The organism is Tsuneonella sp. CC-YZS046 (assembly GCF_035581365.1).
Lineage (GTDB): Bacteria > Pseudomonadota > Alphaproteobacteria > Sphingomonadales > Sphingomonadaceae > JAWKXU01.
This window is the reverse complement of record NZ_CP141590.1, coordinates 2,415,518-2,440,179: the sequence shown is the minus strand read 5'-3', so window position 1 is coordinate 2,440,179 and position 24,662 is coordinate 2,415,518. Positions and strand designations below refer to the sequence as shown.

Here is a 24,662-nt window from a genome sequence, read left to right as displayed (position 1 = left end):
CTATTCCTCTCTAGAGTTCGTGACGGGATGAAAGCGAGGTCGGGCGATCAGGAGATCACGCCGAGCAGATCGCCTTCCTTCATGATCAGCAGGTCTTCGCCATCGACCTTGACCTCGGTGCCGGACCATTTGCCGAACAGCACGCGATCACCGGCCTTGACGTCGAGCGGAGTAACCTTGCCGTCTTCAGCGCGGGCGCCCGAACCGACGGCGACGATTTCGCCCTCGCTCGGCTTTTCCTTGGCGCTGTCGGGGATGATGATGCCGCCAGCCGTCTTTTCTTCGGCTTCAAGGCGGCGGACCAGCACGCGATCGTGCAGCGGACGGAATGCCATGGTATCTATGACCTCTTCCAAATGAGTGGATTCTCGCGTTGGCACTCCCGGGTCGAGAGTGCCAGCGGCGCGCATATGGTATCCTGGGTTCAGGCCGTCAAGCGCTGGCAATGAAGTTTTTTCATGGCAGTTTCGCGACCAGGCCCAATGCGTCGCGCCGGTGCCAGCGCCTTAGCAGAAGCACGGCGACCACCGCCAGCCCCACCGCGAAGCCGATCCAGATGCCCGACCCCCGCAGCGGCGTGGCGAAACCGAGCCACAGCGCCGTGCCCATCCCCGGCAGCCAGTAGCCGAAGATGGCGATCGCCATCGGAACCCTGGTGTCCTGCAAGCCGCGCAATGCGCCGGCCGCCACCGCCTGGGTCCCGTCGAACAGCTGGAACAGCGCGGCGATCGCCATATATTGCACGGCCAGCCCCACCAGCACGGCATTGGCGGGCGCATCGACATCGACATAGGCCGAGATGACGAGGCGCGGGGCGAACAGCAGCACGCTGGCGGTGAACATCATGAACGCCACGCAGATCAGCACGGCGGCCCAGCCCGCGTGGCCGACCGCCCGCCGGTCGCCCGCGCCGAAATGATAGCCCACCCGGATGGTCGCGGCCTGCCCGATCCCGAACGGGACCTGGAAGGCGAGCGCGGCGATCTGCAGGGCGATGGTGTGGCCGGCCAGTTCGGCTTCCCCGATCCAGCCCATCAGGAAGGCGGCGCTGCTGAACAGCCCCGCTTCGGCCAGGATGGTGCCGGCGATGGGCAGGCCGATGATCGTGATTTCCTTGAGCCGGGCCGTTTCCGGCCGCCACCAGCGGCCGAACAGATAATAGCGCCGCAGCCGGCGATGGGCGGCGATCGCCGCCACATAGGCCAGCAGCATCGTCACCGACGTCACCACGCTGGCCAGGGCCGAGCCCTTGAGGCCCAGGGCCGGCGCGCCCAGCGCGCCGAACACGAACATCCAGTTGGCCAGCGCGTTGACCCCGATCGCGGCGGCGGTGATCAGGGTCGCGAAGCCCGGCTTGCCCAGCGTGGCGACGAAGGTGCGTAGGACGCTGGCCAGGATCATCGGGATCATCGCCCACATCAGGATTCCCAGGAACTCCCCGGCCCGGGCCGATATGACCGGATTCTGGCCGGCCGCCAGCAGGATCGCCTCGCCGAAGCCGCAGATCGCCATGCCGACCAGCCCGCAGGCCACCGCCAGCCACATCGCCATCCGCATGCTGCGGCGGATTTCGCGCACGGCATGGCGGCCCTTGCCCAGTTCCGCCGCGATCAGGGGCGCCACCGCGCCGGTCAGCCCGGAAAAGCACCACATCAGCAGCCCGAACAGCGCGATGGAAAGGCTGGACGCGGCCAGCGCCTCCTGCCCCAGCCGGGCGACGAAGATCACGTCGACGGCGTGGACCGCCATCTGCAGCAGGTTGGCGGCGGCCAGCGGCGCGGCCAGCCGCAAGGTCGCGCCAAGCTCGGTTCGGAACAGGGAAGGGAGGCGTGCCATCAACATGAGGCGCGCCGGATAGGCGAGGGCAGGGCCAGGACAAAGGGAATACTTGCGCGGGTTTTGCCGGCTGATAGAAGCCCGCGCAAATCCCGGGAGGAAACATGATCATGCGCAAGCCTGCCAAAGCCGCGTCGCTGTTCGCATTCGCCGCCATGCTCGCCGCCTGCAGCGGCCGGAATGCCGAAGATCAGGAGGTCGCCCAGGCCACCGAACCGGCCGCCGCGGCAACCGATGTGACGGCGGGCGAGGCCGCGGCTGGCGATCCGGCCGCGCCCGCCGCTGCGCCCACGCCGGAGCAGGCGAAGCCCGCATCTTCCGCCGCCGCCGCGACGGCGCCCCAGGCCGCCGCAACCCCGCCCGCCGCCTTTTTCCAATGCCGCAGCTGCCATGCGACCGAACCGGGCAAGAATCTGATCGGCCCCTCGCTGGCGGGCATTTTCGGGACAAAGGCGGGCGAGGTCGCGGGCTACAGTTTCAGCACGGCGATGAAGGATTCCGGGCTGACCTGGGACGAGGCGACGCTGGACAGCTTCCTCAAATCCCCGCGCGAGGTCATTCCCGGCACCAAGATGGCCTATCCCGGATTGAAGGACGATACCAAGCGGGCGGAAGTGGTCGCCTATATCAAGGCGCTGAAATAGGCTTCACTCCACTACCTGCGTCAACCGGCCTGCCCCGCCGCCCCTCCCAGCCCTTCGTCATTCCAGCGAAAGCTGGAATCGCTGTGGGCAACGCACCACCCAACTGCCTGAGATGCCAGCTTGCCCCAAAGGGCAGTTTATCCTGAGCGGCTGGCTTGGCCAGCCAGCCGAAGGGCTGGCATGACGCAGTGGGCGTTCCACCTTTCCTACACGGCTGAAATCTGGCTTATCCTGATGGATGACGCACAGAGCATCCCGCAGCTTCGCCCGTCGCCTTTGCCCTTATCCCGGCTTCAGACGAAGAACGGACAGATGAGGATTCGTGGTGGTGGAGAAGCGCTCCAGCGAAAGGTCACACTGGATGAGCGCTGGTTCCACGCCCGGCCGCGGCCATTTATCGCGGAATACGACCCGCGCCGGGCCGAAATGCAAATGCACATTTCCGGCGTTCTGCGTCAACCGGCCGGGGAGCATCCATCTCCTCTTTCGTCATCCCCGTGCAAACGGGGATCTAGCTACAACCTTGCCCTGGATTCCCGCTTTCGCGGAAATGACGAGAAACAGTATGACGGCCGCGCAAGGAAAAAGGGCGGCGCCTCGCGGCACCGCCCTTTCCCTGTATTCTCGAAGAGAGAAGCGGGATTACTTCAGCTCGACGGTGCCGCCGGCTTCCTCGATCTTCTTCTTGATCTCTTCGGCTTCCGCCTTGTTGATGCCTTCCTTCAGCGCCTTGGGAGCGCTTTCGACCAGCGTCTTGGCTTCGGTCAGGCCCAGGCCGGTGATGGCGCGGACTTCCTTGATCACCTGGATCTTCTTGCCGCCGTCGCCCGTCAGGATGACGTCGAATTCGGTCTTTTCCTCGGCAGCGGCGCCAGCGTCGCCACCGCCTGCGGCGGGGGCGGCCACGGCCACGGCGGCAGCGGCGGAAACGCCCCATGCCTCTTCCAGGGCCTTGGCGAGTTCAGCCGCCTCGAGGACGGTCAGCTGGGACAGATCTTCAACAAGCTTGGCGATATCGGCCATGATGTTTCACTCCAATTAGATGACTGGACCGGGCGTGCGGACCATTCCGGCGCCCGGGTAATTCGCTGGAAAAACCGCTTATGCCGCTTCCTTGGCGCCATAGGCACCGAAGACGCGGGCCAGCTTCGCGGCCGGGGCGTTGGCCAGCTGCGCGACCTTGGTGGCCGGCGCATTGACAAGACCCACGAGCTTTGCGCGCAGCTCGTCGAGCGAGGGCATGGAGGCGAGGGCCTTCACACCGGCTTCGTCGAGAAGCTGCGTCCCCATTGCGCCGCCGACGATTTCGATCCTGTCGTTCGTCTTGGCGAAGTCCACCGCGGCTTTGGCGGCGGCAACCGGGTCCACCGAAGTGGCCAGCGCCGTCGGGCCGGTCAGAAGGTCTTGCAGGCCTTCGTACTGGGTGTCCTTGAGGGCAAGCTTGGCAAGACGGTTCTTCGCAACCTTGTAGGACGCGCCGGCTTCCCGCATCTTCGTGCGCAGGGCGGTGGACTGGGCCACCGACATGCCGAGATTGCGGGTGATGACCACCACGCCGACCTCGTTGAAAGTTGCGTTCAGCGATGCGACCGACTCAGCTTTTTGCGAACGATCCATGCCTTACTCCTTCACTATGGCCATGCGCGCGATCTGCCCGCAGGGCCGGCTACGTTTTGTCCGCGCGAAGCCGAGGCTCCGAACGGGCGAGTCCGCGCAACAGGGGAAGGAGATGCGCCGATAGCGCGATGACGGCTGCCCGCAAGGGCCGCCGCGTGAAACTCTTTTCCCCGTCTAGGCCGGAAATTAAGAGAGCCAGATTGCTCTCACCGACTGTCTCGGACGGATGAATGGCGGGAAATCCTGCCATCCGGGGCGGGCCATTGGTCCAATTCCCTCCGAAAGTCAATCTTTCGGTCGGGCTTCCCATGCGGCGGAGCGGTTTGACAGGAGCCGGCCGCGATCCTATATGCCGCTTCCAATTGCTCGTTCGCTTCGAGCAAGGCGGCCCGGCGCGGGGGCATGCCACGGAAGGAAGCGGCGGGTTTTCCATAGGCGCGACGCAAGCTGCAGGTTGCGGTTCCCGTGAGGAATTGCGTGCCCTGCGGCCTTTTCGCGTTCCGTGGAAGCGTGCTCCCGCGCGGCATGATCTGCATCGCCCGGCGCCCGCGCCGGCGAATCACTTATAAAGAAGGCGAAATCATCCATGGCCACCCCAAAGACCTCGGCGGCGAAAGCTCCGGTTCAGCGCGGCGGTGCGAAGAAGCGCATCCGCAAGATCTTCGGCGACATCCACGAAGTGGTGCAGATGCCGAACCTGATCGAGGTCCAGCGGGAAAGCTATGAGCAGTTCCTGCGCTCGAACCCGGAAACCGGCTACGTTTCCGGCCTGGAGAAGACGCTGCGCTCGGTCTTCCCGATCCGCGACTTCGCCGGCACGGCCGAGCTGGATTTCGTCCATTACGAACTTGAAGACCCGAAATACGACACCACCGAATGCCGCCAGCGCGGCATCACCTATGCGGCGCCGATGAAGGTGACGCTGCGCCTGATCGTGTTCGAGGTCGACAGCGAGACGGAAACCCGCTCCGTGCTCGATATCAAGGAGCAGGACGTCTACATGGGCGACATGCCGCTCATGACCGAGAACGGCACCTTCATCATCAACGGCACGGAACGCGTGATCGTCAGCCAGATGCACCGTTCGCCGGGCGTGCTGTTCGACCACGACCGGGGCAAGACCCACTCCTCCGGCAAGTATCTCTTCGCCGCGCGCGTGATCCCCTATCGCGGTTCCTGGCTCGATTTCGAATTTGACGCGAAGGACATCGTCAACGTCCGGATCGACCGCAAGCGCAAGCTGCCGGTCACCGCGCTGCTCTATTCGTTGGGCCTCGATAGCGAGCAGATCCTCCATTATTTCTACAAGACCGTCACCTGGGAGCGCGCCTCCGGCGGCCAGGGCACCGGCTGGAAGCTGCCGTTCTCGGCGGAGCAATGGCGCGGCCAGAAGCCGGCCTTCGACATCGTCGATGCCAAGTCGGGCGAGGTGATCTTCCCGGCCGGGCAGAAGATCAGCCCGCGCGCCGCCAACAAGGCCGCGAAGGACGGGCTGGAAGAGCTGCTGATCCCGACCGACGAGATCTTCGCCCACTATGCCGCCAACGACATGATCGATGAAACCACCGGCCGCATCTATATCGAGGCGGGCGACGAGGTTTCTCCCGAGAATCTCGAAGTGCTCGACAAGGCGGGGATCGACCGGATCGAGCTGCTGGACATCGACCATGTCACCACCGGCCCGTGGATTCGCAACACGCTGAAGGTCGACAAGGCCGAGAACCGCGACGAGGGCCTTGAGGCGATCTACAAGGTGATGCGCCCCGGCGAGCCGCCGACGAAGGAAACCGCCGAAGCGCTGTTCGAGGGCCTGTTCTTCGATCCGGACCGCTACGACCTTTCCGCCGTGGGCCGCGTGAAGCTGAACATGCGTCTCGGCCTGGATGCCGAGGACACCGTCACCGTGCTGCGCGCCGAGGACATCCTGGCCGTGGTCAAGGAGCTGGTGGACCTTAAGGACGGCAAGGGCGAGGTCGACGACATCGACAATCTCGGCAACCGCCGCGTCCGCTCGGTGGGCGAGCTGCTGGAGAACCAGTATCGCGTCGGCCTGCTGCGCATGGAACGCGCGGTAAAGGAGCGGATGTCCTCGGTCGACGTCTCCACCGTCATGCCGAACGACCTCATCAACGCCAAGCCGGCGGTGGCCGCGGTGCGCGAATTCTTCGGCTCCTCACAGCTGTCGCAGTTCATGGACCAGACCAACCCGCTGTCGGAAGTCACCCACAAGCGCCGCGTCTCGGCGCTCGGGCCGGGCGGCCTCACCCGCGAGCGCGCGGGCTTCGAGGTGCGCGACGTTCACCCGACCCACTATGGCCGCATCTGCCCGATCGAAACGCCGGAAGGCCCGAACATCGGCCTCATCAACTCGCTGGCCTCGTTCAGCCGGGTCAACAAATACGGCTTCATCGAAACCCCCTATCGGCGGGTCATCGACGGCAAGGTGACGGGCGAGGTCGTCTATCTCTCCGCCATGGAGGAGAGCAAGCACACCGTCGCGCAGGCATCCGCCGAAACCAACTCCGACGGCAGCTTTGTCGAGGAACTGGTTTCCGCGCGTGAAGCGGGCGAATTCGTGATGGTCCCGCGCGAGCAGGTGACGCTGATGGACGTCAGCCCCAAGCAGCTCGTCTCGGTGGCCGCCTCGCTCATCCCGTTCCTGGAGAACGACGACGCCAACCGCGCGCTGATGGGCTCCAACATGCAGCGCCAGGCCGTGCCGCTGGTGAAGGCGGAAGCGCCCTTCGTCGGCACCGGCATGGAAGAAACCGTGGCGCGCGATTCCGGCGCGGCGATCGCCGCGCTGCGGGGCGGCATCGTCGATCAGGTCGACGCGACCCGCATCGTGATCCGCGCCGCCGGCGATATCGAGCCGGGCAAGTCGGGCGTGGACATCTACACGCTGCAGAAGTTCCAGCGCTCCAACCAGAACACCTGCATCAACCAGCGCCCGCTGGTGAAGGTGGGCGACGTGATCGAGGAAGGCGATATCATCGCCGACGGTCCCAGCACCGAGCTGGGCGAGCTGGCGCTGGGCCGCAACAGCCTCGTCGCCTTCATGCCCTGGAACGGCTACAACTACGAAGACTCCATCCTCATCAGCGAACGCATCGTGAAGGATGACGTGTTCACCTCGATCCACATCGAGGAGTTCGAGGTGATGGCCCGCGACACCAAGCTCGGGCCGGAAGACATCACCCGCGACATCCCGAACGTCGGCGAGGAGGCGCTGCGCAACCTCGACGAGGCGGGCATCGTCTATATCGGCGCGGAAGTGCATCCGGGCGACATCCTGGTCGGCAAGATCACGCCGAAGGGCGAAAGCCCGATGACGCCGGAAGAGAAGCTGCTGCGCGCGATCTTCGGCGAGAAGGCCAGCGACGTGCGTGACACTTCGCTCCGCCTGCCGCCGGGCGTTGCCGGCACGGTGGTGGAAGTGCGCGTGTTCAACCGCCACGGCATCGAGATCGACGACCGCACCCGCGCCATCCAGAACGAGGAGATCGAACGCCTCAAGAAGGATGCCGAGGACGAGCGCGCGATCCTCAACCGCGCGACCTACAACCGCCTGCGCGACATGCTCGTCGGCCAGACCGCTTCGGCGGCGCCGAAGGGCATCAAGAAGGGCGTGGAGATCACCGAGGACGTGCTGGCCGAAGCCGAGCGCCACGAGTGGTTCAAGTTCGCCGTCGCCGACGACAACATGCAGGCCCAGCTCGAAGCGGTGAAGGCCCAGTATGACGAAGCGGTGAGGGGCATCAACGAGAAGTTCGAGGATCGCCGCGAGAAGCTGGAGCGGGGCGACGAGCTGGCTCCGGGCGTGCTCAAGATGGTGAAGGTCTTCGTCGCGGTGAAGCGCAAGCTGCAGCCGGGCGACAAGATGGCCGGCCGCCACGGCAACAAGGGCGTCATCAGCCGCATCCTGCCGCAGGAGGACATGCCTTTCCTGGAAGACGGCACCCCGGTCGATCTCGTGCTCAATCCGCTGGGCGTGCCTTCGCGCATGAACGTCGGCCAGATCTTCGAAACCCACCTCGGCTGGGCCGCGCGCGGCCTCGGCCTGCAGGTGACCCAGGCTCTCGAGGAATGGCGCGCCAACAATCCCGATCCCGAAGCGGCGGCCCCGCCGTCCGCGGTGGTGGACCGCCTCAAGGACATCTACGGCGAGAACTACCACGCCGAGATCGAGGCGCGCAGCACGGGTGAGATCGTCGAGCTGGCGCAGAACCTGCGCAATGGCGTGCCGATGGGCACGCCGGTGTTCGATGGCGCCAAGGAATCCGATGTCACCGCCATGCTGGAAAAGGCCGGCCTCGATTCGTCGGGCCAGGTCACGCTGTATGACGGGCGCACCGGCGACGCTTTCGACCGCAAGGTCACCGTCGGCTACATCTACATGCTGAAGCTGCACCACCTGGTCGACGACAAGATCCACGCCCGTTCGATCGGCCCCTACAGCCTCGTCACCCAGCAGCCGCTGGGCGGCAAGGCGCAGTTCGGCGGCCAGCGCTTCGGGGAAATGGAGGTCTGGGCGCTGCAGGCCTATGGCGCCGCCTATACTCTCCAGGAAATGCTGACGGTGAAGTCCGACGACGTGGTCGGCCGCACCAAGGTCTATGAAGCGATCGTCAAGGGCGACGACACCTTCGAGGCCGGCATTCCGGAAAGCTTCAACGTGCTCGTCAAGGAAATGCGCAGCCTCGGCCTCAATGTCGAGCTGTCCTCGCTGACCGACGAGGACGACGACGATTTCGCGGAAGCGGCGGAGTGAACTTACGAGCCCTGCCTCCCGCGGGCAGGGCTTGTTCGCTCGCCACCAGAATTTGACCCTTCAGAGGGACTGAAAAATGAACGACCTGACGAAATTCACCAACCAGCTCGCCAAGCCCGAGACCTTCGACCAGATCCAGATCGGGATCGCCAGCCCGGAACGCATCCGCAGCTGGTCCTTCGGCGAGATCAAGAAGCCGGAGACGATCAACTACCGCACCTTCAAGCCGGAGCGCGACGGGTTGTTCTGCGCCCGCATCTTCGGCCCGGTGAAGGATTACGAGTGCCTGTGCGGCAAGTACAAGCGCATGAAGTACAAGGGCGTCGTCTGTGAGAAGTGCGGCGTCGAAGTCACCGTTACCAAGGTGCGCCGCGAGCGCATGGGCCATATCGAGCTGGCCGCGCCGGTCGCGCATATCTGGTTCCTCAAGTCGCTGCCCAGCCGCATCGGCCTGCTGCTCGACATGCAACTCAAGCAGCTTGAGCGCGTGCTCTATTTCGAGAGCTACATCGTCACCGAGCCGGGCCTGACCCCGCTCGAGAAATATCAGCTCCTCACCGAGGACGAGCTGCTCGATGCGCAGGACGAATATGGCGAGGACGCCTTCTCCGCCGGGATCGGCGCCGAGGCCGTCAAGCACATGCTGATGGATCTCGACCTGGTGCAGGAACGCGAGGACCTGCTCAAGGAGCTGGAGGAAACCAAGTCCACCCTCAAGCCGAAGAAGATCATCAAGCGGCTGAAAGTGGTCGAAAGCTTCATCGAATCCGGCAATCGCCCGGAATGGATGATCCTGGAAGTCGTCCCGGTCATCCCGCCCGAGCTGCGCCCGCTGGTGCCGCTGGACGGCGGCCGCTTCGCCACCTCGGACTTGAACGACCTCTATCGCCGCGTCATCAACCGTAACAATCGTTTGAAGAGGTTGATCGAGCTGCGCGCGCCGGACATCATCGTCCGCAACGAAAAGCGCATGCTGCAGGAAGCGGTCGATGCGCTGTTCGACAACGGCCGCCGCGGCCGCGTCATCACCGGCGCCAACAAGCGTCCGCTCAAGTCGCTGTCCGACATGCTGAAGGGCAAGCAGGGTCGCTTCCGCCAGAACCTGCTCGGCAAGCGCGTCGACTATTCGGGCCGTTCCGTGATCGTGACCGGGCCGGAACTCAAGCTGCACCAGTGCGGCTTGCCCAAGAAGATGGCGCTCGAACTGTTCAAGCCGTTCATCTATGCCCGGCTCGACGCCAAGGGCTTGTCGATGACCTTGAAGCAGGCCAAGAAGTGGGTCGAGAAGGAGCGCAAGGAAGTCTGGGACATCCTCGACGAGGTGATCCGCGAGCATCCGGTGCTGCTGAACCGCGCGCCGACGCTGCACCGCCTCGGCATCCAGGCGTTCGAGCCGGTGCTGATCGAAGGCAAGGCGATCCAGCTTCACCCGCTGGTCTGCTCGGCCTTCAACGCCGACTTCGACGGCGACCAGATGGCCGTCCACGTGCCGCTTTCGCTGGAAGCCCAGCTCGAAGCCCGCGTGCTGATGATGTCCACCAACAACATCCTCTCGCCCGCCAACGGCAAGCCGATCATTGTGCCGTCGCAGGACATGGTGCTGGGCCTTTACTACCTGTCGATGGACCGCGAGGGCGAGCCGGGCGAGGGCATGATCCTGGCGGACATGGCCGAAGTGCATCAGGCGCTGGAAGTGGGCGCGGTGACGCTCCACTCCAAGATCGTCAGCCGCGTTCCGCAGACCGATGAAAACGGGGTTGAAGGGATGGTTCGCTATGAAACCACCCCGGGCCGCATGCTGATCGGCGAATGCCTGCCGCGCAGCCACAAGGTGCCGTTCGACGTGGTCAACCGCCTGCTCACCAAGAAGGACGTGGGCGACGTGATCGACGAGGTCTATCGCCACACCGGCCAGAAGGACACGGTGCTGTTCGCCGATGCGATCATGTCGCTTGGCTTCCGCCATGCGTTCCGCGCGGGCATTTCGTTCGGCAAGGACGACATGATTATCCCCGACAGCAAGGTGGAGCTGGTCGACCAGACCAAGGCGCTGGTGGCGGATTACGAGCAGCAGTATCAGGAAGGCCTGATCACCCAGCAGGAAAAATACAACAAGGTGATCGACGCCTGGAGCCGTTGCGGCGACCAGGTGGCCAACGCCATGATGGACGAGATCAAGGCCACGCCGAAGGACCCGGAAACCGGGCGGCTGGCGCCGATCAACTCGATCTACATGATGTCGCACTCCGGCGCGCGCGGCTCGCCGGCGCAGATGAAGCAGCTGGCCGGGATGCGCGGGCTGATGGCCAAGCCTTCGGGCGAGATCATCGAGACGCCGATCATCTCGAACTTCAAGGAGGGCCTGACCGTCCTTGAATATTTCAACTCCACCCACGGCGCCCGCAAGGGTCTGGCCGACACCGCGCTCAAGACGGCGAACTCGGGCTACCTGACTCGCCGCCTGGTCGACGTGTCGCAGGACTGCGTGATCGTCCAGGACGATTGCGGCACCGAGAACGCGCTGGAAATGCGCGCTATCGTGCAGGGCGGCTCGACCATCGCCTCGCTCGGCGAGCGTATCCTGGGCCGCACCACGGCCGAGGATCTGATCAATGCCAAGACTGGCGAAGTCATCGTCAAGTCCGGCACCCTGCTGGACGAAGCGGCGATCAAGGCGATCGAGGAAGCGGACGTGCAGTCCGCCAAGATCCGTTCGCCGCTGGTCTGCGAAGCGGAACAGGGTGTCTGCGGAACCTGCTATGGCCGCGATCTCGCTCGCGGCACCCCGGTCAACATCGGTGAAGCGGTGGGCGTCATCGCCGCGCAGTCGATCGGCGAGCCGGGCACGCAGCTGACGATGCGGACCTTCCACATCGGCGGCGCGGCGCAGCTCAACGAAACCTCGCATCTCGAAGCGACGATCGACGGCAAGGTCGAATATCGCGACATCCCGACCATCGTGGACAAGCGCGGCCGCCGGCTGTCGCTGGCCCGCAATGGCGAGATCGCGGTGATCGATGCCGAAGGGCGCGAGCGCGAGCTGCACCGGGTGCCCTACGGCACGGTGCTGATGCATGAGAGCGGCGCCCAGGTGAAGCAGGGCGAGCGCCTGGCCGAATGGGACCCGTTCTCGCTGCCGATCATCACCGAAACCTCGGGTGTGGTGAAGTATCAGGACCTCGTGGACGGCAAGACCATGACCGAGCAGGTCGACGAAGCCACCGGCATCGCTCAGCGCGTCGTCATCGAATATCGCGCCGCGGGCCGTTCCAAGAAGGAGGACATGCGTCCGCGCATCACCCTGCTCGACGAGGACAGCGGCGAAGCGGCGCGCTATATGCTCGCTCCGGGCGCGACCCTTTCGGTCGAGGACGGCCAGCAGGTCGAAGCGGGCGACATCGTTGCCCGCGCCAGCCGCGAAGCCGCCAAGACCCGCGACATCACCGGCGGTCTGCCGCGCGTCGCGGAACTGTTCGAGGCGCGCAAGCCCAAGGATAACGCGATCATCGCCAAGATCAGCGGCCGGATCGAATTCGTTCGCGACTACAAGGCGAAGCGCAAGATCGCGATCATTCCGGAGGAAGGCGAACCCGTCGAATATCTGATCCCCAAGAGCAAGGTGATCGACGTGCAGGAGGGCGACTTCGTCAAGAAGGGCGACAATTTGATCTCCGGCAGCCCGGACCCGCACGACATCCTCGAGGTGCTCGGGGTGGAGGCTCTGGCCGAATACCTCGTGGCGGAAATCCAGGAAGTCTATCGACTGCAGGGCGTGAAGATCAACGACAAGCACATCGAGGTGATCGTTCGCCAGATGCTGCAGAAGGTCGAGATCACCGATGGCGGCGACACCACGCTGCTGGCCGGCGAGCAGGTCGATTACGAGGAAATGAACGAATACAACGCCAAGCTGGCCAAGGGGCAGGCGCCTGCCCAGGGCAAGCCGGTGCTGCTCGGCATCACCAAGGCGTCGCTGCAGACCCGCAGCTTCATTTCCGCCGCGTCCTTCCAGGAAACCACCCGCGTGCTCACGCAGGCGGCGGTGGAAGGCAAGAAGGACTCGCTGATCGGCCTCAAGGAAAACGTGATCGTGGGCCGCCTCATCCCCGCCGGCACCGGCGCGGGCATGAACCGGGTCCGGGTCGCCGCTTCCAGCCGCGATGCCGCGCTGCGCGCGCAGTATCGCAAGCTGCAGGAGGCGCTGATCGCGCCCGAGAGCGCGGAAGAAGAGCACCAGGCCGAGCTGGCCCAAGGCCCGGAAGCCGCGATCGGGGATGATCCGCTGGCCAAGGTCGAGGGGGAAACCCACGGCACGGACGCCGATGCGGGCGAATATCTGGAGCAGAACGAGGGGGAATAAGCGCCTTCGTTCCGCCGATCAGGCCCGATCATGAACAGCCCCGCCGGATCGCTTCCGGCGGGGTTTTTCGTCGGTGCGGGAAAGTATCGGCGCGGCATCCGTCGGCAGGCCGGGCCGCCGTTCAGACCGGCGGGGCGAGCGGGGCGCCGGATCGGCGGGCCAGATCAACGGGACGGATCGGCGGCAGCTTGTTGGCCGCACCGGCCTGGCTTCACTTCACGACGGGCGCGGCCCCCACAGGATGATGGCTGCCCCCATGATGCACACGGCAACGCCCAGCGTGTCCCATTTGTCGGGCCTGGTCCCCTCTGCCGCCCACAGCCACAGCAGGGCTGAAAGGATGTAGATTCCGCCATAGGCCGCATAGGCGCGACCGGCCTGTTCCGTGTCCACCAGCGTCAGCAGCCAGGCGAACAGGCACAGCGAGGCCACGCCCGGGACCAGCCACCATGGGGACTTGCCCAGCCTGAGCCATGCCCAGAAGGCGAAGCAGCCGGCAATTTCCGCAAGCGCGGCCCCGAAATAGGCAAGGAGCGTCATACGCCCGTTTTGCATTGGCGGGCGAGCAAGGCAACAGGCGTCGCGAACGGGGTGCTATCCCTGTATTCGCCGTGGCCGCGCCCGGAAGCCGGCGACTGGCGTCAGTCGTTCATCCATTGCAGCAATTCGGACATCGGGCGAATGGGGCGGGAGCCGTCCCACCCGGTCGAGGCATCCGCGATATATTTGAACATGGCGCGGATTTCCGCCGTATCTTCGTGGAATTCGGTGAAGCAGCCGACGGCATCGAAGGTGTCCACATAGACGAACGGCGTGTCGCCGAACACGCCCTTCATCGCGATCTCGTAACCCGCCCCTTCATAGGCGGCGACGGCCGCGTCGAAATCCCTGGCGAGATAGCCATTGTGATGAAAACGCGGGCCGGAGCCTTTGGGCACCGTATCGGTATAGACGGTCGGATTGTCGCAATGCACCTGGATCAGCTCGATATGGACAGGCCCGGCTTGGCCGATCGCCAGATCGATGTCGATCGACGAGGGCTGGCCGCGATATTCGATATCGAGTTGAAGATTGCGGTGCAGGAAGAACGGGCCCGCTCCTTCCAGCTTCACCCAATGGTCCATCATCGCATCTATATCGTCGACGATATAGGCGTTCTGGAAGATCTTGCCGGCGCCATCGAACATCTCTCTCTCCTTTTGGATTTTATGCCTGTCTGGCTGGCCGCGTTTTTATTGTCAAAGCACAATGACAGCGCGCTGCCCGATGCCGGATCACTGCCAGAAGCGCTTTGCATCCAGCAGGGCGTCATGCGCCTCGGCGGCGTCCGACAGCAGGCGGGATTTCTTGCCCGCGCCGAGCAGGGCCTGCGCCGCCGGGTTGTCCATCAGGCCCAGCCTGCGCAAAAGCTCGGGCGTGGTGGTGAGATCGTTGAGTATGCCGAGCTTGTCCTGCAGCGTCTCCAGGGCGGAAAGAAAGCGCTTGTGCCGCCGGCGTTCGCGCTTGCCCTCGTAGAGAGAAGCGTAGAATTCGGTTGCATAGCGCAGCTTCTTGGCGGCCTTGCGGACCTCGTGCCGCGCTTCGTCGCTCAATTCCTCCAGGTCGCGGCCGCCCTTCTTCACTTTCCTGCGAAGCCGGTCGAGCGTCCTGACAGCGAATTCGCGCACCGGAAGTTCCCGCAGCTCGCGGCCCTTCGCGTTCGACAGCCATGCGCCGGTCGAGATCCATTCGACGAGGTCGATCATGACGGCGCGCGCCCGATCCGAGGCGATCGCGGCGATCGCGCCTGCATAGGCCTTGGCGCGCTCATCCATCAGGCGGGCCTTGAGCGGGCCTTCAGCGGCGCGCTCGATCAGCACGTCGAGGTCGCGCGCCTTGCCCAGCTCGGCCGCCAGCCAGCGCAGCTCTCCGTTCAATATGCCGGCGCGCTTGTCGGCGGCCATCGGCTTATGGATGGATAGGGCCGAGCGCAGGCGCCGCAATGCGACCCGCGCCTGATGCAGCGCCGCCGCATCCTGATGGTCCGCGATCAGCGGTTCGTTCAGCCTGAACTGGCGCAGGCAGGCGTGGACGATTTCCTGGAACGCGCGCCCTGTGGCCATGTCGGCATCGAGCCTGACCGGCTCGGCCTTGGTCGCGGTCAGTTCCGGCCCCAGCAGCCGATAGCCGCGTTCCGCCTTGCTCAGTATGCCGAGACGGACCGGGGCGATGGCGTTTATCCGCCGCGCCAGCGCGAAGATCGTGGCTGGATCGCTGCCTTTCTGCTCCAGCTCCACTTCACAGACCGGCGCCTCCCGCCCCCCGGCGATGACGCGCCCGCGATCCAGGGAGATTTCCACCGCTTCGCCGTTCCAGAGATGCCGTTCGTTCTCCACCGCGAACAGTGGGCCGATCCCGCCCGCCTTGTCGTTCATAAGCGCCGGGATCGGCGTGCTTTCGTCGATGACCGGATCATCGCTCTCGACCTCGCGCTCCCATTCGCTGCGGACGAACAGGCCCGCCGCCGCGCCGCCCTTCACCTTGATCGTCTGGACCCGGCTGTCGCCGTTCCGGCGGATTCGCAGCGAAAGGCCGGCTGCGGAGAGGGTATGGCCGGGCGTGTCGAAATAGATTGCATACTGGCGAATGATTTCCGGCTGGCCCGGGAACAACCCCGCGGCTTCCAACCTGTCCGCGGCGTCGGCGGCAAGCTCCAGCTTCAGCTCCACTTCCTTCGTCACCTGTGCTGCCGTGTCCTTCATCCGTCGGAAAAACCGCGATTCATTTTATAGGCGCTGCATGGCCATGCGCGCCACCATAACCTGCGTCTGTCATTTGCGCGGCTGGCGGAGCCGGAGCGGGGGTGGCCGGTCCGGTGGCCGGCATCTTCCCTGCAACGGGAATGGCTTGCCTCCATTGCCCATGGGCGTTTCCCTCTCTAGATCATGGGCATGACCGACGCGCTCTCGATCACCCTTGCCCAGCTCAACCAGACTGTTGGCGATATCGGCGGCAACGCCGCCCGTATCCTGGAAGTACGCAAACGCGCCCGCGAAAGCGATCTCGTGGTGTTTCCGGAAATGCAGCTGATCGGCTATCCGGCGGAGGATCTGATCCTCAAGCCGTCGCTGATCCAGCGCGCCCAGGCGGAGCTGGACCGGCTGGCCCAGGCCACCAACGACGGCGGCCCGGCGATCCTGGTGGGCAGCGTGTTCGTGCGGGACGGGGCATTGCACAATGGCGTCGCGCTGCTGGATGGCGGGATCGTGACGGCGGTGCGCTTCAAGCACGAGCTGCCCAATTACGGCACTTTCGACGAGAAGCGCCTGTTCTCGCCCGGCCCGCTGCCGGAGCCGGTGCTGTTTCGCGGCGCGATGCTCGGCCTGCCGGTGTGCGAGGATATCTGGCATCCCGATGTCTGCCGCCATCTCGCGGATATGGGGGCCGGGCTGCTGATCTGCGTCAACGGCAGCCCTTACGAGATCGAGAAGGACGTGCTGCGGATCGAAGGGGTGGCGAAGCGCCGCGCCGCGGATACCGGCCTGCCGCTGGCCTATCTCAACCGGGTCGGCGGGCAGGACGAGTTGGTGTTCGACGGCGGCAGCTTCGTCGTCAATGGCGACGGCAAGCTCGCGGTCCAGATGGCCGATTGGGAAGAACGGGAGGTGCGCACGCACTGGACCCGCACGGCGCGGGGCTGGAACTGCGACCGTGGGCAGATCGAGAAGCTGGCCGATCATCCCGAGGACATCTATTGCGCGATGGTCCTCGCCTTGCGCGATTACGTGGACAAGAACGGCTTCCCGGGCGTCGTGCTCGGCATGTCGGGCGGGATCGACAGCGCCATCTGCGCCGCCATCGCCGCCGATGCGCTGGGGCCGGAGCGGGTGTGGGCGGTGATGCTGCCGAGCCGCTACACCAGCCAGGAAAGCCTCGACGATGCGATGGCCTGCGCCGAGGCGCTGGGCTGCCGCTATTCGACCATCCCGATCCAGCCCGCCGTGGAAGGCTTCGATCGGATGCTTGAGGATGATTTCGCCGACACCCAGGTCGACATCACCGAGGAGAATCTCCAGTCCCGCATTCGCGGCGTCACGCTGATGGCGCTGTCCAACAAGTTCGGCCCGATGCTGATGACGACCGGCAACAAGAGCGAGATGAGCGTGGGCTACGCCACCATATACGGCGACATGGCGGGCGGCTACAATCCGCTCAAGGATGCCTACAAGATGACTGTCTTCGCGGTTTCGGAATGGCGCAACAGCCACAAGCCGAAGATCGGGCTGGGGCCGGAAGGGCCGGTGATCCCGGAAAACATCATTCGCAAGCCACCGAGCGCGGAGCTGCGGCCGGACCAGAAGGACGAGGATTCGCTGCCGCCCTATCCGGTGCTGGATGCGATCCTGCTGGGGCTGGTCGAGCATGAGAAGAGCGTGGAGCAGGTGGTGGCGGAAGGCCATGACCGCGACACCGTGGTGCGGATCGAGCGCCTGCTCCACCTCGCGGAATACAAGCGGCGCCAGGCGCCGCCCGGGGTCAAGCTGGGTGCGCGCAATTTCGGGCGCGACCGGCGCTATCCGATCACCCACAAGTTCCGGAGCGGCTGACCGGCATTTTGGTTATTGCAAATCATTTGCATTGACGGGGGATCGCTTCTGGCGTTAAACCTCTTGCGAGTCAATCGCAAGAGAGGAGTCCTGCACGTGGCAGATCACATTCGGCGTGTCTCCGCCGACCCATCGGAAAGATTTTCGGCGACGATCGCGGCCCTGGCGCGCCCGGCCGATTTGAGGGCTCTCTCCCTGCAGGGGCTGCAGCTGGTCATGGCCATGCGCATGTGCGCGCTGTTCGAGGCGGCGGGGCGCGACCCGATCCTGGAGCTGACGACCCGCTTCCGCAGTGTGACCGCCGCGCGCAGCGTGCTGGAACTGGCCGAAGCGGTGCGGCGCTGCTGGCCGGAATCCTTCATGGTTCACCGCCCCTGCTGCCTGGCACTCAGCCCGGACGAACATACCCTTGCCGCCATGATCCGCGCGGTCGGCGGGCGCAACAGCGCGGCCTTCCACGATACGCTGCAGGGGCTGGTCCGCGCCGACCGGCTGGAACATCTGCATGACGTGACCGTCCGCGCCGTCGCCGCGCTTGAGGCTGCCAACACCGATTGCTGAACCATGCTCCAATGACCATGCGATTCCGGCGTGGTTCATGGGCTTGAGACAGGTTCCGCTCCTGCCGCCAGAATGAGGCGCATTTCAAATTCACCGCACTGGCGCGCGCCAGCCCGCGCGTTATAGGGCGATCATGGATATCGTAACCCGCTTTGCCCCGTCGCCCACCGGGCGGCTCCACGTCGGCAATATCCGCACTGCCCTGCATAACTGGCTGCTGGCGAAGAAGGGGGGCGGGCGTTTCCTGCTGCGGATCGACGACACCGATGCGGAGCGCAGCCGGGAAGATTACGTAGAGGCGATTCGCGAGGACCTCGCCTGGCTCGGGCTGGAACCCGACGCGGAGGAACGCCAGTCGCGTCGGTTCGATCGCTACGAAGCCGCGTTCGAAGCCTTGAAGGGGCAGGGCCGCGCCTATCCCTGCTACGAAACCGCGCAGGAACTGGAACTCAAGCGCAAGGTGCTGCTGGGCCGGGGCCTGCCGCCGATCTACGATCGCGGCGCGCTCAAGCTGACGGATGCGGATCGCGCCGAGAAGGAGGCGCAGGGCATCGCGCCGCATTGGCGCTTCAAGCTGGATCATGGTGAGCCAATCGCGTGGCAGGACGGCATCCGGGGGGCGCAGCATTTCGACCCGGCGCAGCTTTCCGACCCGGTTGTCCGGCGCGCGGACGGGAGCTGGCTCTACATGCTGCCCAGCGCGGTGGACGACATCGCCATGGGGGTGACGGACGTGCTGCGCGGCGAGGATCACGTTTCCAATACTGCTGTGCAAATTCAAATGTTTACCGCACTTCATGCTGCACCCCCGCGCTTTGCTCACGAAGCGCTGCTGGTGGGCAGCGAAGGCAAGCTGTCCAAGCGTCTGGGCGCGCTCGGCGCGGATGCATTTCGCACTCGCGGAATCGAGCCGCAGGCACTGGTGGCGTTGCTGGCGCGGCTGGGGACTTCGCTGCCGGTCGAGCCGATCGCGGACCGCGCGCAGCTCGTCGAGAGCTTCGATCTGTCCACCTTCGGACGTGCTCCTGCACGGTTCGACGATGCCGAGCTGGAGCGGCTGAATGCGGCGATCCTGCATCAGCTTCCGTTCGGCGAGGTGCGGCATCGCCTGCCGGCCGGAATGAGCGAGCAAGGGTGGAACGCCATTCGCCCGAACCTTTCCACGCTGGCCGATGCCGCCGACTGGTGGAGGGTCGTGACCGGCCCGGTCGCGCAACCGCCGTTCGATGCCGAGACGAAGGCATTCCTCGGCCAGGCCGCCGCGCTGCTGACCTGGAGCGACGATCCCTGGCACAGCCTCACCGGCGGTTTGAAGGAAGCGACCGGGCGCAAGGGCAAGGCGCTGTTCCTGCCTTTGCGGCAGGCGCTGACCGGGCGGGATTCGGGGCCGGACATGGCACAGCTGCTACCCCTGATCGGCGAGGCCGAGGCCCGCGCCCGGCTGGAGCGCGCCGCCGCCTGAGGCCTCAGGCGCGTTTCAGCTCGTCCCCGGTCAGCGTCACCACATGCAGCAGATTGGTCGCCCCCGGCGTGCCGAAGGGCACCCCGGCCAGCGCGATCAGCTTGGAACCGGCATGGCCGAAACCGTGGCGCAGCGCCATCCGCTTGCCCTTGGCGATCATTTCCTCGAAGCTGCCGATGTCCCGGGTGGTGACCGCATGCGCGCCCCACAGCAGCGCCATGCGCCGGGCGGTGCCGGTCGATGGCGTCAGCACCAGCATCGGGGTCGCGGGCCGTTCGCGCGCCACCCGGCGGGCGCTGGCGCCCGATCCGGTGAACACGATGATGGCGGCGATCGAAACCGTCTCGGCGATGGTCATGCAGGCATGGCTGAGCGCATCGGCGGTGGTCGCATCGGGCAGGGTCGCATGGAAATGGACCCGCCCCTTGTAGCCGGGATCACGCTCCACCTCCCCGGCGATCCGGTGCATGATGGTGACCGCTTCCTCCGGCCATTTGCCGGCCGCCGTCTCCGCCGACAGCATCACCGCATCGGCCCCGTCATACACCGCATTGGCGACATCGGACACTTCCGCGCGGGTCGGTGCCGGGCTTTCGATCATGGATTCGAGCATCTGCGTGGCCACGATCACCGGCTTGCCGACCGTGCGCGCGGCGGCGACGATGCGCTTCTGCAGCGGCGGGACTTCCTCGGGGTTCAGCTCCACGCCGAGATCGCCGCGAGCGACCATCACCGCATCGGCCAGTTCCAGGATTTCCCCCAGCCGCTTCACCGCCTGCGGCTTCTCGATCTTGGCGCACAGCGCCCCGTAGCCGCCCATCAGGCGCCGCGCTTCGGCGATGTCCTCGGGCCGCTGCACGAAGGAGAGGGCAATCCAGTCCGCCCCGTTCTGGACCGCGAATGCCAGATCCTTGCGGTCCTTGTCGGTGAGGGCCGGGATGGGAATTTCGACATCGGGGATATTGACCCCCTTGCGATCCGAAATCACGCCCCCGACCTCCGCCGAGCACAGGATCTCCTGGTCGTCGGCGCGGATGATCCGGAGCCGGATCTTGCCGTCGTCGATCAGCAGCCGCTGGCCCTTTTCGAGGATGCCGAACAGTTCCGGGTGGGGCAGGCAGACGCGATTCTCGTTGCCCGGTGCCGGGTCGCGGTCGAGGATGAAATGGCCGGAATGGCGAATGATCGCCTTTCCTTCCTTGAATGTCCCGACCCGCAGCTTCGGCCCCTGCAGATCGCACAAAATCGCGATCGGGCGGGCGAATTCCTTCTCCAGGGCGCGGATCGCCTGGATCGTCTCGGCATGGGTCGCATGATCGCCATGGCTCATATTGACCCGGAAGGCGTCCGCCCCCGCCAGCAGCAGCCGGCGCAGCATCGCCGGGTCATGGCTGGCCGGCCCGACGGTTGCGAGTATCTTGACCTTGCGGTTACGTGGTTCAAGCTTGGCCAAAGCATAGCACTCCGGAAATAGTGGCAATCGCCCTATGTCAGAGGCGTGCGACGATACAAGGAATAAGCCGATGCCCGATCGAACCGACCCGCTCGACCTGCTGCCCGACAGCGTGGCCGCCGCAGCCTTCCGCCGCCTCGTGCGCCATTTGCGGCGCCGGCATGACGCCCAGAATATCGAGCTGATGGGGCTGGCGGGCTTTTGCCGGAATTGCCTGGCCGACTGGATCGACGAAGCGGGCGCCGGGCTGGGCAAGGCCGATGCGCGCGCGGCGATCCACGGCATGCCGATGGAGGAATGGAAGGCGAAATATCAGAGCGAGGCCACGCCGGAGCAGATCGCCCGGATGGAGGAGAGCATGAAGAAGAACGCGGATATGGGATAAGCGCGATCACCGCCTTCACCCTTCGCGCCGCCGCCGCTATCAGCCGGCGAGACTGATTCTCGAAACTTACCGGAGCATTCCAGATGGCCGAAGCCACCGATGACCGCCTGCGCCTGCTGATCGAGCGGGTCGAACGCCTTGAGGAAGAGAAGAAAGGCATCGCCGACGACATTCGCGATGTCTATGCGGAAGCCAAGGCCGTGGGCTATGACAGCAAGATCATGCGGCAGATCGTGCGGTTGCGGAAGATGAAGCCGGACGACCGCCGCGAGATGGAACTGGTGCTCGATACCTACAAGGCGGCCTTGGGCATCGGTTGAGCCGGGCCGCCGCGGCGCAATGCGGGAGACATAGCGAATGGCCAGCCCCTGGAAGGATCAGGAAAGCGGCGACGGGATGGTCGTCACCACCACCTCCGTCGTCGAGGGCCGCCCGGTCCGGCAGTATCTCGGCATCGTCACCGGCGAGGTGATCGTCGGCGCCAATATCTTCCGCGACCTGTTCGCTTCGATCACCGACATCGTCGGCGGCCGGTCGGGAAAATACGAGGACGTGCTGGCCCGCGCCCGCAAGGAAGCGCTGTCCGAAATGAAGCAGGAAGCGGTCAAGCTGGGCGGCAATGGCGTGATCGGGGTCGATATCGATTACGAGGTGCTCGGCTCCAACGGCTCCATGCTGATGGTCAGCGTATCGGGGACGGCCGTCCTGCTGTGATGGCGGCCGCTATCCGCGCGGCGGATTCCCGCGCGTGGATCGTCAGGCGGCGGCGGTTGCTCTGATGCCCTTGCCCGGTGTAAGGGCGCGCATCTTTCCAAACGCAGCTAGAGAAAAGCGGAGCCATGGCAGGCCATTCCAAGTTCAAGAACATCATGCATCGCAAGGGCGCGCAGGACAAGAAGCGCTCCGCGATGTTCTCCAAGCTCTCGCGCGAAATCACCGTCGCCGCCAAGATGGGCATGCCCGATCCGGACATGAACCCGCGCCTGCGCGCGGCGATCAACGCCGCCAAGGCGCAGTCCATGCCCAAGGACAATATCCAGCGGGCGATCGACAAGGCTTCGAAAGGCGACGGGGAAAATTACGAGGAAGTGCGCTACGAGGGCTATGGTCCCGGCGGCATCGCGCTGATCGTGGAAGCGCTGACCGACAATCGCAACCGCACCGCCACCAATGTCCGCACCGCCTTCTCCAAGAACGGCGGCAATCTCGGCGCCAGCGGCGCGGTCAGCCATGGCTTCGAGCGGCTGGGCCTGATCGAATATCCGGCCAGCGCCGGCGATGAGGAGAAGGTGCTCGAAGCGGCGATCGAAGCCGGGGCCGACGATGTGGAAAGCGAAGCAGGCGAGGAAGGCGGGCACTCGATCTGGACCAGCGTCGAATCGCTGCATGAAGTCGCGCGCGAGCTGGAAAAGGCATTGGGCGAGGCGGAAAGCGTGAAGCTGGCCTGGAAGCCCGGCCTCAAGGTCGAGGTGGCGGAAGGCGATGCGCAGACCCTGTTCAAGCTGATCGACGTGCTGGACGACGACGACGATGTGCAGACCGTCTGGGGCAATTACGAAGTCTCGGACGAGGTCATGGCGAAGCTGGGTTAAGCCCGGCGCATGCTGATCCTCGGCCTCGATCCTTCCCTGTCCCGCACGGGCTGGGGGGTCGTCCGGGCCGAGGGTTCCCGGCTTTCCCATATCGCCAATGGGGAAATCCCCACCGATCCGAAGGCCGCGCTTCCCCTGAGGCTGCTGGCCCTGCAGCAGGGGATCGCGCAGGTGATCGCGCTGCATCGGCCGGATCGGGCGGCGGCGGAAGAAATATTCCTCAACAAGAACCCGCAATCCACCATCAAGCTGGCGCAGGCCCGCGGCGCGGTGCTGGCCGCCTGTGGCGCCGCCGGGCTGGCGGTCGCCGAACATTCCGCGCGGCTGGTGAAGAAGGCGGTGGTCGGCACCGGCGGGGCGGAGAAGCGGCAGGTCCAGGCCATGCTCAAGGTGCTGCTGCCGGGGGCCGAGATCGCGGGATCGGATGCGGCCGATGCGCTGGCGGTGGCGATTGCCGATGCGCATCTGGGACATGCGAGCCGGACTGGCATCAGGAGACAGGCATGAACATCATTCTCTACGGCATACCCAATTGCGATACGGTCAAGAAGGCGCGGACCTGGCTTGAAGCGGCTGAAATTCCCTATGCATTTCATGACTTCAAGAAGGTCGGCGTGGGCCGCGCCAAGCTGCGGGAATGGGAAGAGGTGGTGGGCTGGGAGGTGCTGCTCAACCGCCGCGGCACCACTTTCCGCAAGCTCGATGAGGGGCAGAAGACCGGCCTCGATGCGGACAAGGCCCTTGCGCTGATGGAAGCGCAGCCTTCCATGATAAAGCGCCCGGTGCTGGAATGGGACGGCGGAACGCTGGTCGGCTTCGACCAGGACGAGTGGCGCCGCATATTGGTGGGCGAATAGCAGCTCGCGGGGGAAGGCCGGGGGCGGCTCCGTCCTTTCCTACACGCCTGAAATCTGGCTTATCCTGACGGATGAGACGCAGAGCATCCCGGCCCTATCCGTCATCCCCGTGCAAACGGGGGAGTCTATTTGCGACATTGCCTTGGATTCCCGCCTTCGCGGGAATGACGGAGAGGGGCGGGAATGACGAGGAGTGCTGTTTTCGCCTTCTGCGTCATCCCGGCTTCTCGGCTGACTGGCATAGTGGAGATGGACGGATGCCTTCCGCGAAAGGTCACACGGTTGCGCCCGGCCCTTCGCCCCGGAACGGCTGTTCATCGCGAGCCATGGTGCGAGTGCGGGCCGAAATGCAAATGCACATTTTCGGCGTTCTGCGTCAACCGGCTGGGGGGGCATCCATCATCTCATCATTCGTCATCCCCGTGTAAACGGGGATCCAGTTCAATCTGGCCCCTGGGTTCCCGCGTTCGCGGGAATGACGGAGAGGAGTGTTGTTCTTGGGCTGGCATGACGAACGGCGGCGCAAACCGCTCGCTAA

20 protein-coding genes are annotated in these 24,662 nt (G+C 65.1%); 12 read left to right on the top strand and 8 right to left on the bottom strand.

Features of this window, described 5'->3' with window-relative positions; all coding sequences use genetic code 11:
• Positions 1-47 precede the first annotated feature (47 nt).
• Positions 48-335 carry a co-chaperone GroES gene (gene groES / locus U8326_RS11960; RefSeq protein ID WP_324740548.1) on the bottom strand — a complete coding sequence of 96 codons (288 nt, stop codon included), beginning with the start codon at positions 333-335 and terminating at the stop codon, positions 48-50.
• Positions 336-456: 121 nt separating this feature from the next.
• The gene (locus tag U8326_RS11955) at positions 457-1,836 is read right to left on the bottom strand and encodes an MATE family efflux transporter (RefSeq protein ID WP_324740547.1); all 1,380 of its coding nucleotides are present in this window, start codon (positions 1,834-1,836) and stop codon (positions 457-459) included.
• Between the two features lie 110 nt (positions 1,837-1,946).
• Between U8326_RS11955 and U8326_RS11950 the strand changes: the two genes are divergently transcribed.
• Positions 1,947-2,480: a c-type cytochrome gene (locus tag U8326_RS11950; protein ID WP_324740546.1), complete on the top strand. Its 534-nt coding sequence runs from the start codon at positions 1,947-1,949 to the stop codon at positions 2,478-2,480.
• 642 nt (positions 2,481-3,122) lie between these two features.
• Here the strand turns inward: U8326_RS11950 and rplL are convergent.
• The gene (rplL, locus tag U8326_RS11945) at positions 3,123-3,503 is read right to left on the bottom strand and encodes a 50S ribosomal protein L7/L12 (RefSeq protein ID WP_324740545.1); all 381 of its coding nucleotides are present in this window, start codon (positions 3,501-3,503) and stop codon (positions 3,123-3,125) included.
• A gap of 78 nt (positions 3,504-3,581) precedes the next feature.
• Positions 3,582-4,097 (bottom strand): 50S ribosomal protein L10, encoded by a 516-nt coding sequence (gene rplJ, locus U8326_RS11940; protein ID WP_324740544.1) that lies wholly within the window; start codon positions 4,095-4,097, stop codon positions 3,582-3,584.
• Positions 4,098-4,683: 586 nt separating this feature from the next.
• Here rplJ and rpoB point away from each other — a divergent pair.
• Positions 4,684-8,868: a DNA-directed RNA polymerase subunit beta gene (gene rpoB / locus U8326_RS11935; RefSeq protein ID WP_324740543.1), complete on the top strand. Its 4,185-nt coding sequence runs from the start codon at positions 4,684-4,686 to the stop codon at positions 8,866-8,868.
• Positions 8,869-8,944: 76 nt separating this feature from the next.
• Entirely contained in the window at positions 8,945-13,228 is a 4,284-nt protein-coding gene (gene rpoC, locus U8326_RS11930) for a DNA-directed RNA polymerase subunit beta' (protein ID WP_324740542.1), read from the top strand.
• Positions 13,229-13,444: 216 nt separating this feature from the next.
• Here rpoC and U8326_RS11925 read toward each other — a convergent pair whose 3' ends face one another.
• The 3 genes from U8326_RS11925 to U8326_RS11915 form a co-directional block, all read right to left on the bottom strand.
• The gene (locus tag U8326_RS11925) at positions 13,445-13,768 is read right to left on the bottom strand and encodes a YnfA family protein (protein WP_324740541.1); all 324 of its coding nucleotides are present in this window, start codon (positions 13,766-13,768) and stop codon (positions 13,445-13,447) included.
• Positions 13,769-13,869: 101 nt separating this feature from the next.
• A complete protein-coding gene (locus U8326_RS11920; protein ID WP_324740540.1) occupies positions 13,870-14,415 on the bottom strand; it encodes a VOC family protein in 546 nt (181 codons plus the stop codon).
• An 87-nt stretch (positions 14,416-14,502) separates the two neighbouring features.
• The gene (locus tag U8326_RS11915; RefSeq protein ID WP_324740539.1) at positions 14,503-15,969 is read right to left on the bottom strand and encodes a CHAD domain-containing protein; all 1,467 of its coding nucleotides are present in this window, start codon (positions 15,967-15,969) and stop codon (positions 14,503-14,505) included.
• 189 nt (positions 15,970-16,158) lie between these two features.
• Between U8326_RS11915 and U8326_RS11910 the strand changes: the two genes are divergently transcribed.
• The 3 genes from U8326_RS11910 (at position 16,159) to gltX (ending at position 19,837) form a co-directional block, all read left to right on the top strand.
• Positions 16,159-17,814: an NAD+ synthase gene (locus tag U8326_RS11910; protein WP_324740538.1), complete on the top strand. Its 1,656-nt coding sequence runs from the start codon at positions 16,159-16,161 to the stop codon at positions 17,812-17,814.
• A gap of 96 nt (positions 17,815-17,910) precedes the next feature.
• Entirely contained in the window at positions 17,911-18,375 is a 465-nt protein-coding gene (locus tag U8326_RS11905) for a hypothetical protein (protein WP_324740537.1), read from the top strand.
• A 133-nt stretch (positions 18,376-18,508) separates the two neighbouring features.
• A complete protein-coding gene (gene gltX / locus U8326_RS11900) occupies positions 18,509-19,837 on the top strand; it encodes a glutamate--tRNA ligase (RefSeq protein WP_324740536.1) in 1,329 nt (442 codons plus the stop codon).
• 4 nt (positions 19,838-19,841) lie between these two features.
• Here the strand turns inward: gltX and pyk are convergent, their stop codons facing one another.
• Positions 19,842-21,290, bottom strand: a complete 1,449-nt coding sequence (gene pyk / locus U8326_RS11895; RefSeq protein WP_324740535.1) for a pyruvate kinase — start codon at positions 21,288-21,290, stop codon at positions 19,842-19,844.
• Positions 21,291-21,360: 70 nt separating this feature from the next.
• Between pyk and U8326_RS11890 the strand changes: the two genes are divergently transcribed.
• The 6 genes from U8326_RS11890 to U8326_RS11865 all read left to right on the top strand — a co-directional run bounded on the left by U8326_RS11890 (position 21,361) and on the right by U8326_RS11865 (position 24,124).
• Complete coding sequence (locus U8326_RS11890) at positions 21,361-21,675, top strand: DUF1244 domain-containing protein (RefSeq protein ID WP_324740534.1); 315 nt, start codon at positions 21,361-21,363, stop codon at positions 21,673-21,675.
• Between the two features lie 83 nt (positions 21,676-21,758).
• Positions 21,759-21,995 (top strand): DUF2312 domain-containing protein, encoded by a 237-nt coding sequence (locus U8326_RS11885; protein ID WP_324740533.1) that lies wholly within the window; start codon positions 21,759-21,761, stop codon positions 21,993-21,995.
• Between the two features lie 76 nt (positions 21,996-22,071).
• Complete coding sequence (locus U8326_RS11880; protein ID WP_324743593.1) at positions 22,072-22,389, top strand: heavy metal-binding domain-containing protein; 318 nt, start codon at positions 22,072-22,074, stop codon at positions 22,387-22,389.
• A 125-nt stretch (positions 22,390-22,514) separates the two neighbouring features.
• Positions 22,515-23,267 carry a YebC/PmpR family DNA-binding transcriptional regulator gene (locus U8326_RS11875; protein ID WP_324740531.1) on the top strand — a complete coding sequence of 251 codons (753 nt, stop codon included), beginning with the start codon at positions 22,515-22,517 and terminating at the stop codon, positions 23,265-23,267.
• Positions 23,268-23,276: 9 nt separating this feature from the next.
• Positions 23,277-23,774 (top strand): crossover junction endodeoxyribonuclease RuvC, encoded by a 498-nt coding sequence (ruvC, locus tag U8326_RS11870; protein ID WP_324740530.1) that lies wholly within the window; start codon positions 23,277-23,279, stop codon positions 23,772-23,774.
• Positions 23,771-24,124 carry an ArsC family reductase gene (locus U8326_RS11865; protein WP_324740528.1) on the top strand — a complete coding sequence of 118 codons (354 nt, stop codon included), beginning with the start codon at positions 23,771-23,773 and terminating at the stop codon, positions 24,122-24,124. Before ruvC ends, U8326_RS11865 begins: the two co-directional genes overlap by 4 nt.
• Positions 24,125-24,662: the final 538 nt, after the last annotated feature.

What these genes read in the sequence shown, in the direction of transcription:
- U8326_RS11925 (WP_324740541.1), bottom strand. Translation starts at nt 13,768, where the DNA reads ATGACGCTCCTTGCCTATTTCGGGGCCGCGCTTGCGGAAATTGCCGGC.
- U8326_RS11865 (WP_324740528.1), top strand. Translation starts at nt 23,771, where the DNA reads ATGAACATCATTCTCTACGGCATACCCAATTGCGATACGGTCAAGAAG.
- U8326_RS11875 (WP_324740531.1), top strand. Translation starts at nt 22,515, where the DNA reads ATGGCAGGCCATTCCAAGTTCAAGAACATCATGCATCGCAAGGGCGCG.
- U8326_RS11950 (WP_324740546.1), top strand. Translation starts at nt 1,947, where the DNA reads ATGCGCAAGCCTGCCAAAGCCGCGTCGCTGTTCGCATTCGCCGCCATG.
- U8326_RS11890 (WP_324740534.1), top strand. Translation starts at nt 21,361, where the DNA reads ATGCCCGATCGAACCGACCCGCTCGACCTGCTGCCCGACAGCGTGGCC.
- rplJ (WP_324740544.1), bottom strand. Translation starts at nt 4,097, where the DNA reads ATGGATCGTTCGCAAAAAGCTGAGTCGGTCGCATCGCTGAACGCAACT.
- U8326_RS11885 (WP_324740533.1), top strand. Translation starts at nt 21,759, where the DNA reads ATGGCCGAAGCCACCGATGACCGCCTGCGCCTGCTGATCGAGCGGGTC.
- U8326_RS11910 (WP_324740538.1), top strand. Translation starts at nt 16,159, where the DNA reads ATGACCGACGCGCTCTCGATCACCCTTGCCCAGCTCAACCAGACTGTT.
- U8326_RS11955 (WP_324740547.1), bottom strand. Translation starts at nt 1,836, where the DNA reads ATGGCACGCCTCCCTTCCCTGTTCCGAACCGAGCTTGGCGCGACCTTG.
- gltX (WP_324740536.1), top strand. Translation starts at nt 18,509, where the DNA reads ATGGATATCGTAACCCGCTTTGCCCCGTCGCCCACCGGGCGGCTCCAC.
- rpoC (WP_324740542.1), top strand. Translation starts at nt 8,945, where the DNA reads ATGAACGACCTGACGAAATTCACCAACCAGCTCGCCAAGCCCGAGACC.
- U8326_RS11880 (WP_324743593.1), top strand. Translation starts at nt 22,072, where the DNA reads ATGGTCGTCACCACCACCTCCGTCGTCGAGGGCCGCCCGGTCCGGCAG.
- rpoB (WP_324740543.1), top strand. Translation starts at nt 4,684, where the DNA reads ATGGCCACCCCAAAGACCTCGGCGGCGAAAGCTCCGGTTCAGCGCGGC.
- rplL (WP_324740545.1), bottom strand. Translation starts at nt 3,503, where the DNA reads ATGGCCGATATCGCCAAGCTTGTTGAAGATCTGTCCCAGCTGACCGTC.
- U8326_RS11920 (WP_324740540.1), bottom strand. Translation starts at nt 14,415, where the DNA reads ATGTTCGATGGCGCCGGCAAGATCTTCCAGAACGCCTATATCGTCGAC.
- groES (WP_324740548.1), bottom strand. Translation starts at nt 335, where the DNA reads ATGGCATTCCGTCCGCTGCACGATCGCGTGCTGGTCCGCCGCCTTGAA.
- U8326_RS11915 (WP_324740539.1), bottom strand. Translation starts at nt 15,969, where the DNA reads ATGAAGGACACGGCAGCACAGGTGACGAAGGAAGTGGAGCTGAAGCTG.
- ruvC (WP_324740530.1), top strand. Translation starts at nt 23,277, where the DNA reads ATGCTGATCCTCGGCCTCGATCCTTCCCTGTCCCGCACGGGCTGGGGG.